11 protein-coding genes are annotated in these 13156 nt (G+C 72.1%); 2 read left to right on the top strand and 9 right to left on the bottom strand.

The genetic code is table 11. From position 1 onward, the window contains the following. Window positions 1-195: 195 nt before the first annotated feature. Window positions 196-570, bottom strand: coding sequence for a hypothetical protein (locus tag AB0I69_RS28060; RefSeq protein WP_363098477.1), 375 nt, complete (start codon window positions 568-570; stop codon window positions 196-198). 173 nt (window positions 571-743) lie between these two features. Between AB0I69_RS28060 and AB0I69_RS28055 the strand changes: the two genes are divergently transcribed. After that, entirely contained in the window at window positions 744-1406 is a 663-nt protein-coding gene (locus tag AB0I69_RS28055) for a response regulator transcription factor (protein WP_363098476.1), read from the top strand. On the opposite strand, the gene AB0I69_RS28050 is transcribed toward AB0I69_RS28055, so the two are convergent. The 5 genes from AB0I69_RS28050 to AB0I69_RS28030 form a co-directional block, all read right to left on the bottom strand. Continuing rightward, the gene (locus AB0I69_RS28050; protein WP_363098475.1) at window positions 1390-1929 is read right to left on the bottom strand and encodes a hypothetical protein; all 540 of its coding nucleotides are present in this window, start codon (window positions 1927-1929) and stop codon (window positions 1390-1392) included. The genes AB0I69_RS28055 and AB0I69_RS28050 overlap by 17 nt on opposite strands. 104 nt (window positions 1930-2033) lie before the next feature. Beyond that, entirely contained in the window at window positions 2034-3362 is a 1329-nt protein-coding gene (locus AB0I69_RS28045; protein WP_363098474.1) for a GTP-binding protein, read from the bottom strand. A gap of 2 nt (window positions 3363-3364) precedes the next feature. Next, window positions 3365-4312: a sulfate adenylyltransferase subunit CysD gene (gene cysD / locus AB0I69_RS28040; protein ID WP_363098473.1), complete on the bottom strand. Its 948-nt coding sequence runs from the start codon at window positions 4310-4312 to the stop codon at window positions 3365-3367. Beyond that, a complete protein-coding gene (cysC, locus tag AB0I69_RS28035) occupies window positions 4309-4875 on the bottom strand; it encodes an adenylyl-sulfate kinase (protein ID WP_363098472.1) in 567 nt (188 codons plus the stop codon). The genes cysD and cysC overlap by 4 nt, the downstream gene beginning before the upstream one ends. 62 nt (window positions 4876-4937) lie before the next feature. Beyond that, the gene (locus tag AB0I69_RS28030; protein ID WP_363098471.1) at window positions 4938-8051 is read right to left on the bottom strand and encodes a non-ribosomal peptide synthetase; all 3114 of its coding nucleotides are present in this window, start codon (window positions 8049-8051) and stop codon (window positions 4938-4940) included. 235 nt (window positions 8052-8286) lie between these two features. Between AB0I69_RS28030 and AB0I69_RS28025 the strand changes: the two genes are divergently transcribed. After that, window positions 8287-9459 (top strand): argininosuccinate synthase domain-containing protein, encoded by a 1173-nt coding sequence (locus tag AB0I69_RS28025; protein WP_363098470.1) that lies wholly within the window; start codon window positions 8287-8289, stop codon window positions 9457-9459. 70 nt (window positions 9460-9529) lie between these two features. Here AB0I69_RS28025 and AB0I69_RS28020 read toward each other — a convergent pair whose 3' ends face one another. From AB0I69_RS28020 to AB0I69_RS28010, 3 genes are all read right to left on the bottom strand, one after another. After that, window positions 9530-10513 carry an aldo/keto reductase gene (locus tag AB0I69_RS28020; RefSeq protein WP_363098469.1) on the bottom strand — a complete coding sequence of 328 codons (984 nt, stop codon included), beginning with the start codon at window positions 10511-10513 and terminating at the stop codon, window positions 9530-9532. A 119-nt stretch (window positions 10514-10632) separates the two neighbouring features. Continuing rightward, the gene (locus AB0I69_RS28015) at window positions 10633-12237 is read right to left on the bottom strand and encodes a condensation domain-containing protein (protein ID WP_363098468.1); all 1605 of its coding nucleotides are present in this window, start codon (window positions 12235-12237) and stop codon (window positions 10633-10635) included. Window positions 12238-12283: 46 nt separating this feature from the next. Further along, complete coding sequence (locus AB0I69_RS28010) at window positions 12284-13150, bottom strand: class I SAM-dependent methyltransferase (RefSeq protein WP_363098467.1); 867 nt, start codon at window positions 13148-13150, stop codon at window positions 12284-12286. Window positions 13151-13156: the final 6 nt, after the last annotated feature.

The raw sequence follows: 13156 nt of genomic DNA, 5'->3' as shown, positions 1-13156 counted from the left end.
CATAAGTCGGTTCGGCAGCGGGCGGTACTGGACCGCGCGGCCTGTGGGCGGGCTCGGACAGGGCCTCCCACCAGGCGATTGATCGGCAACAGGGCTGTCTGAAGGGTCGTTCGCGATGGCCGCCGGGTCCACTCCCCGCAGAGGAGAGTTTGTTCTGTACATGCACGAAAAAGCTGCCCGGGGGCACATCCGCCGTCAGGGGCCGTGGAGTTCGCACCCCACGATGTGAGGGCCTCGCGCGGTGAGCACGACCGTCGTACGCGCCGGCCCCGACTCGTGCCCCGCCAGATCCAGCAGCGCCATCACCGCCGACCGCAGCGTAGCCTGCTCCGGCTCCGCGGGCGGCGTGTCCCGGGAGTGGGTGATGCCGACCACCTGGTGCATACCGTTGCTCGTCATGGTCTCGACCCTGAACTCCGGCCCCTGCGGGCGCTCGTCCGCGTGGTCGCGGGCCGCGAGCTCACCGCGTCCGGAGAAAGCGGCCAGCGCCTCTATGGCGGACACCTCTCCCAGCGGCCGGCGCGGCGCGCGGCCGCCCGCCTCGTCGTCCGCGTGTGTGGGCTGGTTCACGGGTTCCTCCTCCGGAGTGCGACAGACGCGAGGAGAATCGCGCCCGCCGCTCCCGGCCCGTTCCCGGCCTGTTCCCGGCCCGGGACCGGAACGGGAACCCTCCAGTACCCCCCGGGCCTAGAAATGCGGTTGGCGGCTGACGGCCACGCCGCCGACCACGAGGGGAGCAAAGGGTGACGAGTGTGCTGATCTGCGATCAGATGCCGGTCATGCGGGACGGTATCCGCGCGCTGCTGTCGGCGAAGCCGGACATCGAGGTCGTCGGGACCACCGACAGCGGGATGCACGCGGTCACCCTGGTCCGCCAGCGCCGCCCGGACGTGGTCATCACCGGACTCACCCTGCGCGGCATCCCCGGCCTGGAGATGATCAGACGGGTACGGGAGGAGACCCTCGCCGACCCGGTCCGCTCCATCGTCTTCACCATGGACGACAGCAGCGAGACCATCGCCGAGACCCTGCATGCCGGGGCCAGCGGCATCCTTTCCCCGGACAGCAGCGGCGAGGAGTTCACCGCCGCCGTGTACGCGGCGGCCCGCGGCCAGGCGATGCTCGCGCCGCAGGTCACCAAGCGGCTCATCGACTGGTACTGCCGCCGCGAGCACGAGCCGGAGGAACGGCTCCAGCCGTTCGTCGGCACCCTGACGCCCAAGGAGCGCGAAGTACTGCTGCTGTTCGCGGAGGGCCGGTCCACCGACCAGGTCGCCCGGCAGCTCTCGATCGGCATAGCAACCGTGCGCACCCATGTCTACCGGCTGCGCAACAAGCTGGAGCTGAAGGACCGCGCCCAGCTCGTCTCGTTCGCCTACCGCGCCGGTCTCATGCGTCCGACGTGAGCAGGCCGGCCGCCACGGCCTCCCCGGGCAGCAGCCCGAACTGCGCGCGCACCGCCCGTGCGCACCTGACGGCGTCCGACTCCCGTACGACCGCGCAGATCCCGGTGGCCGAAGGCGACGCCAGCCAGTAGTCGCCGTCGACGCGGGACACCGCCTCGTAGAACGAGGCGGCCACCCGCGCGTCGCAGCGCAGGCCCGTACCCAGCAGCGAGACCTTCGCGGCCGGCGCGTCCCGCCGGACGGAGGGGACGCCGGGGCGCGAGCCGGTGAGGTGTGGGACGCCGGGGTGCGGGCCGAGGCCGCGCAGTGCCGCGAGCGCCCGGTCGGCCTGCGCGCCCGCCACGGTGAACGACAGCTCCATGAGCCCGGAGGCGTCCAGCAGCCGCTGGAACACCATGTCGGTCGTGACGCCCGCGTCCGCGAGGGCGCGGAAGACGCGCGCCTGCCCGCCGGCCGGACCGGTGACCGAGATCCGCTCCAGGTCGAACTCCAGCGCCACGTCGTGGACAAGTGCTCGTTCCATGGGTTCCTCCAGGGGTGGGAATGCGGCGATGCGATGCGGTGCGACCGGCGGACGGGGCGCGCCGGCGGGGTGGGGCGGCGCACTCGGCCGGTGCCCGGCTCCTGCTACGTCCGACCCGGCCAGGTCTGTCCGGCGTGGTCGGGGCCCTGCACTATTCCCGCCGTGAGCGTGCCCCCGTCCACCGGATCGATCAGGATGAACGAACCCGTACGCCGGTTGTCCGCGTACGGGTCCAGCGCCACCGGCTCGGTGGTCCGCAGCCGCGCCCGGCCGATCTCGTTGAGCCGCAGCCCGTCCGGCGCGGGGAGCCGCTCCAGCGTGCCGATGTCGATCAGGTCGTCGATGTCCGTGACGATCGCCCGCACGGTACGAGTGGCCTGCTTGAGCAGGACCCGGTCGCCCGCCCGCAGCGGCCGTTCGGCGAGATGGCAGAGGACCGCCTCGACCTCCCGGGTCACCACGGGCGCGGGCCCGGCACCGATGACGTCGCCGCGGGAGACGTCGACGGCGTCCGCCAGCCGGACCGTCACCGACTGCGGGGCCCGTGCCGTCTCGCAGCTCCGGCCGAGCACGTCGATAGCGGCCACCGTCGTGGTCGTACCCGAGGGGAAGACGGTCACCGCGTCGCCGACCCGCAACACCCCGGAGGCCAGCTGCCCGGCGTAGCCCCGGTAGTCGGCGTACTCGGCGGACTGCGGACGGATCACGTACTGCACCGGCAGCCGGACCTCGGGCGCGGGCTCCGCCGAGCCGACCTGCGCGGTCTCCAGCTGCTCCAGCAGGGTCGGGCCCGCGTACCAGTCCATGCGGGTGGACGGCCGTACGACGTTGTCGCCCGACAGCGCGGACACCGGGATCGACGTCACGCGCGCCGCGCCGAGGCCTGCGGCGTACGCGGCGAACGTCCGCGCGACGGAGGCGAAGACCTCCTCCGAACAGCCCACCAGGTCCATCTTGTTGACGGCCAGCACGATGTGCGGCACCCGCAGCAGCGCGGCGATGGCGGTGTGGCGGCGGGTCTGCTCCACCACTCCGTGGCGGCCGTCCACGAGGACCACGGCGAGGTCCGCCGTCGACGCGCCGGTGACCATGTTCCGGGTGTACTGCACATGCCCGGGGGTGTCGGCGAGGATGAAGCGCCGCTTCGGGGTGGCGAAGTAGCGGTGGGCCACGTCGATGGTGATGCCCTGTTCCCGTTCGGCCCGCAGGCCGTCGGTCAGCAGCGCGAGGTCGGTGAGCGGCCGTCCGGACTGCCGGGAGGCGCGCTCGACGGCCTCCAGCTGGTCGGTGAAGACCGACTTCGAGTCGTGGAGCAGCCGCCCCACCAGGGTGGACTTGCCGTCGTCCACGGAACCTGCGGTGGCGAAGCGGAGCAGCTCGGCCGGCTGGACGGGCAGGGTCTGGTTCACGGTCATGATCTGGGGCACGGTCATGGCTAGAAATACCCCTCGCGTTTGCGGTCTTCCATGGCAGCCTCGGACGCACGGTCGTCGGCGCGGGTCGCTCCTCGTTCGGTGATCCGGCTGAGCGCCACCTCGGCGACCACCTCGGCGACCGTCCGGGCGGCCGACTCCACCGCGCCGGTGCACGACATGTCGCCCACCGTCCGGTAGCGCACCAGCCGCCGTTCGGCCCGCTCGCCCGGTGCCGGGTCGCCGCCCCACGCGCCCGCCGTCAGCCACATCCCGTCCCGGCGGAACACCTCCCGCTCATGGGCGAAGTAGATGCCCGGCAGCTCCACGCCCTCCCGCTCGATGTACTGCCAGATGTCCAACTCGGTCCAGTTCGACAGCGGGAACACCCGGTGGTGCTCGCCCGGTGCCTGCCGGCCGTTGTACAGCTGCCACAGCTCCGGGCGCTGCCGGCGCGGGTCCCACTGGCCGAACTCGTCCCGCAGGCTGAACACCCGCTCCTTGGCGCGGGCCTTCTCCTCGTCGCGGCGGGCCCCGCCGAACACGGCGTCGAACCCGCCCGCGGCGATGGCGTCCAGCAGGGGCACGGTCTGGAGCTGGTTGCGGACGCCGTCCGCGCGCTCGCGCAGCCGCCCTGACGCCAGGTACTCCTCCACCGACGCGACGACCAGTCCGAGACCCGACGCGGCCACCGCACGGTCCCGGTACTCCAGCACCTCGGGGAAGTTGTGGCCGGTGTCCACGTGCAGCAGCGTGAGCGGCGGCCGGGCGGGCCAGAACGCCTTGCGGGCCAGGTGCAGCATGACGATGGAGTCCTTGCCGCCGGAGAACAGCAGCACCGGCCGCCGGAACTCCCCGGCCACCTCGCGCAGGATGTGCGCCGACTCCGCCTCCAGGACGTCCAGATGGGACAGCGGCTCCACCGCGTCGGCCTCCCCGGCCCGCTGCCGCGCCGCGACGGTCGTCGTCATATCAGACCCCTCTCCGTGAGCAGGCCGCACAGCGCGGCGACGGACTCGTCGACGCTCTGCCGGTGGGTGTCCAGCACGAGGTCGGGCGCCTCGGGCACCTCGTACGGGTCGTCGACCCCCGTAAGGCCGCGTACCTCGCCGGCGCGCTGCCCGGCGTACAGGCCCTTGACGTCCCGTCCGGCGCAGACCTCCACCGGCGCGGCGACATGGACCTCCACATAGGGGGTGCCGCTGCGCTCATGGCGCTCACGCACCGCCGTCCGGGCGTCCGCGTACGGCGCGATGACCGGGACCAGGGTGAGGACGCCGTGCCGGGAGAGCAGGTCGGCGACCAGGCCGACGCGCTGCACGTTGGCGTGGCGGTCCTGCCGGGAGAAGCCGAGGCCGGGGGAGAGGACCGGGCGCAGTTCGTCACCGTCCAGGATCTGGACGCGGCGGCCGGCGAGGTGTTTCTCCAGTGCGGTGGCGACGGTGGTCTTGCCCGAGCTGGGGAGGCCGGTCAGCCAGACGGTGGCTCCTTCCTGCCGGGGCGTGGTCGGTGGGCGGGGGGCTGTTTTCGGCATGCGCTGGTTCTCCGTTTCGGGTGTGGGGCGGGCCGTTCGGGGCGACCGTGGGTTCAGGGAGTTCAGCCCACCAGTTCAATGACCGGCAGGGCCGCGCCGTCCTGCCGGGTGGTGCGGTAGTGGCCGGCGTAGCGGGCGAAGGTCTCGGGGCCGACCGGGGGGCGGCCGAGGCCCGCGGTGGCGGCGAGGCGGTCCGCGTTGCGGCGGGTGGCCGGGAGCGGCTCGTACCGCAGGAGTGCGGCGATCCGTTTCCCGTCGTGGGCCGCGTCGCCGGACGGTTCGGGGAGCAGGGCCAGCAGGGCGGCGGCGTCACGGTCGCCGTCGACGGCCGCCGACTTCTCGACCGCGTTCCAGAACGTCTCGTACGACACCTCGGTGAGACCCAGTTCGTGGCGGAAGGCCAGGAGCAGTTCGTCCAGCCGGGTCGGCTGCGGGCGCATGGGGTGGAAGTAGCCGTACGCGTGGCGCAGGACGGCGGCCGTCACGAGGGCGCCGGCGTAGTCGACGGGGAGATAGTCCATGACCGCCGGGCTGCGGAACCTCAGGCCGGTCCGCGCGCAGGCCCGGACCAGGAGGTCGGGCAGGCCCCAGGGGCTGGGGACGCCGTGCCGGGAGTGCGGCATCACGTCGCCGAACCGGTGGACGGTCAGCGGCAGTCCGCGCTCGGCCGCCCGCTGGAGCAGGAGTTCGCCCACCCACTTCGAGCGGCTGTAGCCGTCGGCCGGCGGCAGGTCCGCCGCTGCGGGCTCTTCCAGAGGCCGCCCCTGGGGCAGGACGCTCAGGGTGGACAGGAAGTGGAACGGCTTGAGCCGGGAGCGCGCCGCGAGCCGGATCAGCTCCAGGGTGCCGCCGACGTTGACGTTCCGGTGCGCCGCGTAGTCCCGGGTGAAGTTCACCGTCGCGCCGCAATGTACGACGGTGTCGGTCACCTCGGCCAGCCGGTCGAACTCCGCCGCGCCGAGCCCGAGTCGGGGCTCGCCGAGATCGCCGGGCACCGCGACGATCCGCTCCGGCCAGGCTTCGTCCCACAGCCGGTACCCGGCGAGCTGGGCGGTGAGCCGCCGGCGCGCGGACGGGGCGTCCTTGGCGCGGACGAGACAGTGGACTGTCGCCGGGGTGGAGGACAGGAGGTTGTGCAGGAGCTGGGCGCCGATGAAGCCGGTCGCGCCGGTGAGCAGGATGTGCTGGGGTGGCGCCGCGTTCGGCTTCGCTTGTGCCGCCGCCTTCGCCGCCCCCAGCCGCTCCAGGTCGGCGCTGATCCCGGCCGGCAACTCCGTGTCCTTACCGGCCCGTTCGATGAACGACGCGGCCTCCAGCGCCGGCGCCGGAGCAGTGGTCGGCATCCCCCGTCCGGCGATCCGGGCGAGCTGGGCCCCCAGCGTCGGGTGGAGGAACACGTCGCGGGCCGACCACTTCGTACCGGTGATCTCCGTCAGCCGGACGGCCAGCCGCTGCGCGCTGAGGGAGTCGCCGCCGCAGGCGAAGAAGTCGTCGTCGGGCCGTATTTCGGAGCGGGGCAGCAGCCGCAGCCACGCCGCGCGCACCGACTCGCCGGTCTCGTCCGCGACCTCACCTCCGGCCTCCGGTACGGCCGCGCGCCGCGCCGGTGCGAGCAGTGCCGCCAGCTGCCGCCGGTCGGTCTTGCCGTTGGGCGTCAGCGGCATGTGGTCGAGCACCACGAAGCGGCGCGGGACCAGGGCGGGCGGCAGGGCGCGCCCGACGTGCTCCCGGAGGCCGTCGTCCCCCGCCCCCGCCTCCCGCAGCACCACGAACGCCGTCAGCAGCGGATTCCCCTGGTTCTCGTCCACCACCGCCTTGGCGTCCCTCACCAGCGGATGGGTCAGGACGGCGGCCTCGACCTCGGTGAGTTCGATGCGGACTCCGCCGATCTTGACCTGGTGGTCGCGCCGGCCGCTGAACTGGAGCACCCCGTCGGGCCGGTGGAAGCCCAGGTCACCGGTCCGGTAGAGGCGGGTGCCGGGGATCTCGGGGAAGGGGTTCGTGATGAACGCGGCGTCCGTGCGCTCGGGGTCCTTGAGGTAGCCGAGGCCCAGGCATTCACCGCCGACGCAGATCTCGCCGATCTCGCCGGGCGTGACGGGCCGCAGCTCCTCGTCCAGGACCACGGCGTACGTGTTGTCGATGGGCCGGCCGATGGGCATCGGGTCGCGGTCGGCGTCGGACACCTCGTGGAAGACCGAGCCGATCGAGGCCTCGGTCGGGCCGTAGGTGTTCACCACGGTCACCCCCGGGACCAGTGCCCGGAAGGTGTGCACGGCCGCCGCGGTCATCTCCTCGCCACCGATGAGCACCGTGCGCAGACTGCGCAGCCGCGCCGCCTGGCCGGGTTCGGACGTGAGCAGTTCGACCAGGGTGGCGAAGACCGAGGGGACGAAGTCCGTCATCGTCACGCCGTGCCGGTGGACGACGTCGATCGTCGCGGTGAGGTCGAGGATGCCCGACCGCTTCGGGATGACCACCTGGCTGCCGGTCGTGAGCGGCCAGAGCAGCTGCCACAGGGAGGAGTCGAACTGGTGGCGGCTGTTCTGGAGGACGACCTCGTCGGACCGGTCGCTGAGGTGCGCGGTCATGTGCTGGAAGCGGTTCAGCAGCCCCCGGTGGATGTTGACGGCGCACTTGGGCAGACCGGTCGAGCCCGAGGTGTAGAAGCCGTAGACCGGGTCGTCGAGGTCCGAGGGGTCCGTGTCCGGCGCCGGGACGTCCTCCGGCAGGGCGAGGGCGTCCACCGGGAGGACCGGGACCCCGAACGGGCGGTCCGCGAGGCCGGGCGAGCAGACCACCAGCTTCGCGTCGAGCGTGGCGAGCATCCCGCGCAGCCGGTCGGCGGGCGCCTGGTCGTCGACGGGGACGAAGGGCGCGCCCAGCTTCATCGCGGCGATCATGGCGACGGGCAGCTCAAGACCGCCCTCGACCGCGAGCGGTACGAAGTCGCCCCGGGTGACGCCGAGTTCGCGCAGCCGCGCGGCGAGGGCGGCGGCGCGCCGGTCGAGACCGCGGTAGCTGAGCGTGTCCGTACCGAAGGTGACCGCGGTGGCCTCCGGGGCCGCCTCGACCCAGGACTCGAAGAGCTGGAGCACATTCCGGTCCTTCGGATACCGGACGTACCGGCCCGCGAATTCACCCGCCAACTGTTTATTCACCGCTCTTGACTGCATGCACGCTCCCTGAACGTCCTACTGCCGGAAGTGGCCGGCGGGGCAGTCCCACCGAGGCGAGCATAGGGCGCGTCAATTCCCGTCACGCATATTCAGGTGATTACTCCGGTGTACGGGAAAGGATTACCCGGACGGAATCCGACGGGTTCTTCCCCGGCAATTGACAGCCGGAAAGAAACGGCAGTACTGTCGCGCTGAATTTCGTGTGTCCGGTATCGATGCAGAGGGATGGACGATGGATATCGAGGAACTGCGGGACCGGAAAGTCGGAATGCTCGTCTCCGGCGGGCTGTCCAGTGTGGCCGTCGCGGCCTGGCTGGCCGCGAAGGGCGTGGAGACGATCGCCTACGTCGCCGACATCGGCCAGACGGGCCCGGCCCCGGGCGCCGCGCTGTACGAGGCGCTCGGCCGGCTCGGGCTCACCGTCCGGACCGTCGACCTGCGGGCGGAGATGGCGGAGACGGCGCTGCGGCTCGTGGCGCACGAGGCGTCGTACGACGGCGGCTACTGGAACACCACGGGGGCCTCGCGCGCCGTGCTGGTCGCCGGGCTCGCCGGGGTGCTGCGCGAGGACGGATGCGAGATCCTCGCGCACGGCTGCGTCGGCGGCGGCAACGACCAGGCTCGGTTCGCCCGCTACACCGCGGCCCTGGCACCCGGCCTGGAGGTCTTCACGCCCTGGACGGCGCCCTGGATGCGCGAGCGCTTCCCCGACCGCGGGAGCATGGCCGCGTACCTGGCCTCGGTCGGCTTCCCCGAGCAGCTGGCCGGCTGGGCGACGTACTCCGTCGAGGGCAATCTGGCCGGCTTCTCGCACGAGAGCGACCTGCTGGAGTCGCTGGCCACCCCGCCGACCGCCGTGTCGCCGCTGATGACGGTCTGGCCCGCGGAGGCCGCCGACAAACCGGAGACGGTCCGGATCCGCTTCGAGCGCGGCAGGCCGGTGGAGATCGACGGCGTGCCGGTCACGGCACTGGAGGCCGTGTTGCGGGCGAACGCGAGCGGCGGACGGCACGGCATCTCCCTGCGCAGCACCGTGGAGAACCGGGTCAACGGCACCAAGTGCCGCGGCGTCTACGAGGCGCCCGGCCTCGACGTGCTCGGCCACTGCCTCGCGGCGCTGCGGCAGGCGTGCCTGGACAAGCCCGGCACCCTGCTGATGCGCGAGCTGTCCGGCGCGCTCGCGACCGCCGTGTACGAGGGCCGCTATTACGAAGCCGCGGGCCGCGCCGCCGCCGAGGCCGCGGACGTGCTCGCCGCCGAAGTCAGCGGCACGGTGGAGGCCGAGCTGTACCGCGGCACGGTGACCGTCCACACGCTGACCGGCCTCCCCGGCAACCGGGGCACCGCCCGGCAGACCCGCTTCACCCAGGGCGGTCACCACTGGCAGCTGGAGGCCGCGAGCTGATCGTGCCGTGCGGGGGTGGAGAGAAGGGCCACCTTCTCTCCACCCCCGCACACCACGATCGGTCCACCGCTCACTGGGACCAGGCGGTCGGCACCCGGTCCCAGCGGTGCCCGCGCAAGGTTGCCATCAGCGCGTCGGACAGGGGCTCTCGGCCACTCACCCCGAGGTTGGACCGTACGTGTCCGACGTTGCGCATCCCGGGGATGACGGTGCTCACCGCCGGGTGCCGCAGGATGAAGCGCAGTGCCAGCTCGGGGAGCGTGACCCCCGGCGGCAGCACCTCCTTCAGTGCCTCGGCGCGCGCCACACTCGCCTTCAGGTTCTCCGGGACGAAGTACGAGGCGCGCCAGTCGCCGTCCGGCCAGGTCGTGTCCTCGGTCAGCGTCCCCGTGAGCGTGCCCTCGTCGAACGGGACGCGGGCGACAACCGCGATGTCTTTTTCCAGGCAGGCGTCGAAGAGTTCATCCTCGGGCGCCTGGTCGAAAATGTTGTAGATCACCTGCACGGAATCGACGAGGCCGGTCTCCATCGCCTTGACCACATTCTCCGGCTCCCAGCGGTTTACGCTGATCCCGAAACCCTCCACCAGCCCCTGGTCCTTGAGCGCACGAACGGGTTCCTGCCAGCGTTCGTCGTCAGCCCAGGAATCCTCCCAGACGTGCAGCTGAAGCAGATCGATCTTTTCCCTTCCCAGCCCTTCGAGGCTCTTGTGCGCGTATTCCATGATGTGGTCGGCGGGAAATACGTCCTCAAGTCTCGATTCCCGGTTCGACGGCCACACGCGGTTCTTCGGGGGGATTTTCGTCGCCGTGTGGAGGCGGGTCCCCGGCACGTCGGCCACCAGCCTGCCCAGCAGCTCCTCACTGTGCCCGCGGCCGTAGATCCAGGCCGTGTCGAAGAAGTTGCAGCCGAGCCGGACGCTCTCCCGCAGCGCCGCGTCACCCACCGTGTCGTCGGCGCCGGTCCATCCGCCCTCGCCGCCGGCGATGCCCCACATGCCGTAGCCGACCTCGCCGACCTGCCAGCCGAGCCGCCCGAACCGTCGGTACTCCATGACCACTCCATCTCATGAAAAGGAAAGGGGCGGCGGCCCGGCCGGACCGCCGCCGTGCGATACGTCGTCAGTACGCCGCCGTGCGATACGCCGTCAGTACGCCGCCGTGCGATACGCCGTCAGTACGCCGCCGTGTGATCCGCCGTCAGCAGCGCCAGCGCGTTCAGGAACAGCTCCGCCAGCCGCCGTCCCGTCGTAGCCGCCGTCGCCTCCGGGGCGACCCTGACCTGGAGGTCGAACACCTCGTCCTGGAGCGGGCGCCGGTTCACCTCCAGCACGACGGGGAAGTTGGTGCGGTCGGCGAAGCGCCAGCCGTCCGCCTCGATGCCCGGCAGCGCACCGATGGCGTCGAACGCGTGCAGATCCGTGAAGTTGAACATCGTCTCGAACGGCGCCCGCCCCAGGTCCCGCTGGATCCGGGCGAGCGGGTACGCGCGGTGCGGCAGATGCGCGCGCTCGGCGTCGAAGGCCGCCGTGACCAGCTCGGCCCAGGTCCCGCCGCGCACGGCGAGCCGCACCGGCAGGACGTTGATGAACACCCCGAGGACCAGCTCGGCACCCTCCCGCTCGGGACGGCTGCTCCCGCACATCCCGCCGACCACGTCGTCCGACCCCGACAGCACGCTCAACGCGTGCAGATACGCGGCGAGATGGACGCTCTTCACCGGCACCCTCAGCTCGTCCGCGACCCGGCGCACACCGGCGGTCAGGTCCGCCGGTATCGCCCGCACGGTCAGCGTCTCCGCCTCGCCGCGCGCCGCGCCGTCGGGCGCCGGCAGCGGCAGCGGAGCGGCGCCGGTGAGCAGCCCGGACCAGAAGTCCCGGGAGTCCGCCGAGGCGACGGCACGCTGTTCGTGCGTGATGAAGTCGCGGTACCTGACGCCGGAGAGGGCGGGCAGCACGGGCCCCGTGGCCGTACGGCGTGCGTACTCGGTAAGGAGTTCGGTGACGAGCCGGGCGTAGCTCCAGCCGTCCACCAGGATGTGGTGCACCGAGAGCGAGAGCTGGAAGGACTCCGGTGAGCGCAGGCCGATGTGCACCCGCAGGAGCGGCGCCGTCGACAGGTCGAACGGCACGCCGGTCTCCCGCGCCCACCAGTCGGCCAGCGCCTCCTCCTGCCCGGCCCGGTCCAGCGCGCTCAGGTCCTCGACCTCGACGGGTACGACGGCCCGCGCCCGCACCAGTTGGAGCGGTTCCCGGAAGTCGGCGAGGTCGAAGGAGGTGCGCAGGACGTCGTGCCGGTCGCACAGGGCGGCCAGGGACTCCTCCAGCGCGGCCCGGTCCCAGCGGCCCCGGATCTCACAGCTGGTCAGATCGTGGTAGAGGCCCGAGTCCCCGTCGAGTTCGCAGTGGTAGAGCATGCCCAACTGCACGGCGGACAGCGGGTAGGCGTCCACCACCCCGGCGGGGACCAGCGCGGGGTCGAGGTCGGCGAGCGTCGTGGACAGCCGGTCCGGGACCGGCGCGGGCTCGGCGGACTCCGCGCCGCCGAGGAAACCGACCAGGTCGCGGAAGACGGGGTGCAGGAAGACCTGCGCCACCTTCATCTCGACGCCGCCCGCGCGGCAGACGCCCACCAGCCGTATCGCCGTGATCGAGTCGCCGCCCAGGGTGAAGAAGCTGTCGTCGGGCCCGAAGGCGTCGGTGCCCAGCACCTGGGCCCAGGCGGTACGCATGATCTGCTCGATCCGGTCCCGCGTGCGGTTCTCGATCACCGTGGACATGGCTGGTCTCCTTGTGTGCGCTGGTGGAGGGGGTGGTACGGGCGGCTCACTCGGCGGCGGAGGCGACCCACACGTAGTACTCGGAGCCGGGCCCGAAGGGGGACTCGTCGAAGCCGCCGTGCTCCCGCTCGATCCGGAAGCCGGCCTGTCCGAGCAGTTCGCGGATCTGCTCCGGGGAGCGGTAGAAGTTGGTCCGCAGGCTGTGCCGGCTCTCCAGGACCAGGCCTTCCTCGTCGAGGACCTCGCTCACCCGGCGCCGGGTGATCTTCTGCGCCCCGGTGTCGAAGGTGTTGAAGTCCCACATGGCGATGCGCTGTCCGGTACGGGGGTGGCGGATCTCGCCGGCGAACAGCTGGCGCCGGTCGTACTCGGCGATCACCTCGTCGCTGAAGATCGGCACGCCGGTGGCGAACCTGCCGCCGGGCAGCAGGTGTTCGCGTATCGAGGTGAGGGCGCTGAGCCAGTCCTCGGTGGTCTCCAGGTGGTACATCGGCTGGCCGGCGGCGAGCACCAGGGCGAACCTCTCGCCGAGCCGGAAGGTGCGGAAGTCCCCCTCCACCAGCTCGACGCGGCCCTCCGGAACCCCGGCCGCCGCCAGGTTCGCGCGGCCCTGCTCCAGCATGGACGGCGAGATGTCGACGCCCACGGCACGCTCGACCAGCGCCGCGCAGGGCAGCAGCACCCGGCCGGTGCCGCAGGCCAGTTCGAGCAGCGGACCGCCGAACTCCTCGGTGCGGGCCAGCTGGAACGGCAGGTCGAGGGTGTTGAGGTCGGCCCACAGGGTGTCGTACAGCTCGGCTTCGTGGCGGTACTCGTCCTCGACGGGCTCGCCTTCGGCGAATGACGCTCCCAGGGCTTCGGCGGCTTCGGCGGCTTCGGCGGCGGTGTTCTGATCGGTCGTCAATACGCTCACGGCGTT

This window comes from Streptomyces sp. NPDC050508 (genome assembly GCF_040655155.1).
In the GTDB taxonomy this organism is placed as follows: Bacteria; Actinomycetota; Actinomycetes; order Streptomycetales; family Streptomycetaceae; genus Streptomyces.
This window is presented reverse-complemented; position numbering and strand designations above follow the sequence as displayed.

Coding starts and splice junctions, on each gene's coding strand:
- AB0I69_RS28025 (WP_363098470.1), top strand. CDS start 8,287: ATGGATATCGAGGAACTGCGGGACCGGAAAGTCGGAATGCTCGTCTCC.
- AB0I69_RS28020 (WP_363098469.1), bottom strand. CDS start 10,513: ATGGAGTACCGACGGTTCGGGCGGCTCGGCTGGCAGGTCGGCGAGGTC.
- cysC (WP_363098472.1), bottom strand. CDS start 4,875: ATGCCGAAAACAGCCCCCCGCCCACCGACCACGCCCCGGCAGGAAGGA.
- AB0I69_RS28015 (WP_363098468.1), bottom strand. CDS start 12,237: ATGTCCACGGTGATCGAGAACCGCACGCGGGACCGGATCGAGCAGATC.
- cysD (WP_363098473.1), bottom strand. CDS start 4,312: ATGACGACGACCGTCGCGGCGCGGCAGCGGGCCGGGGAGGCCGACGCG.
- AB0I69_RS28050 (WP_363098475.1), bottom strand. CDS start 1,929: ATGGAACGAGCACTTGTCCACGACGTGGCGCTGGAGTTCGACCTGGAG.
- AB0I69_RS28030 (WP_363098471.1), bottom strand. CDS start 8,051: ATGCAGTCAAGAGCGGTGAATAAACAGTTGGCGGGTGAATTCGCGGGC.
- AB0I69_RS28045 (WP_363098474.1), bottom strand. CDS start 3,362: ATGACCGTGCCCCAGATCATGACCGTGAACCAGACCCTGCCCGTCCAG.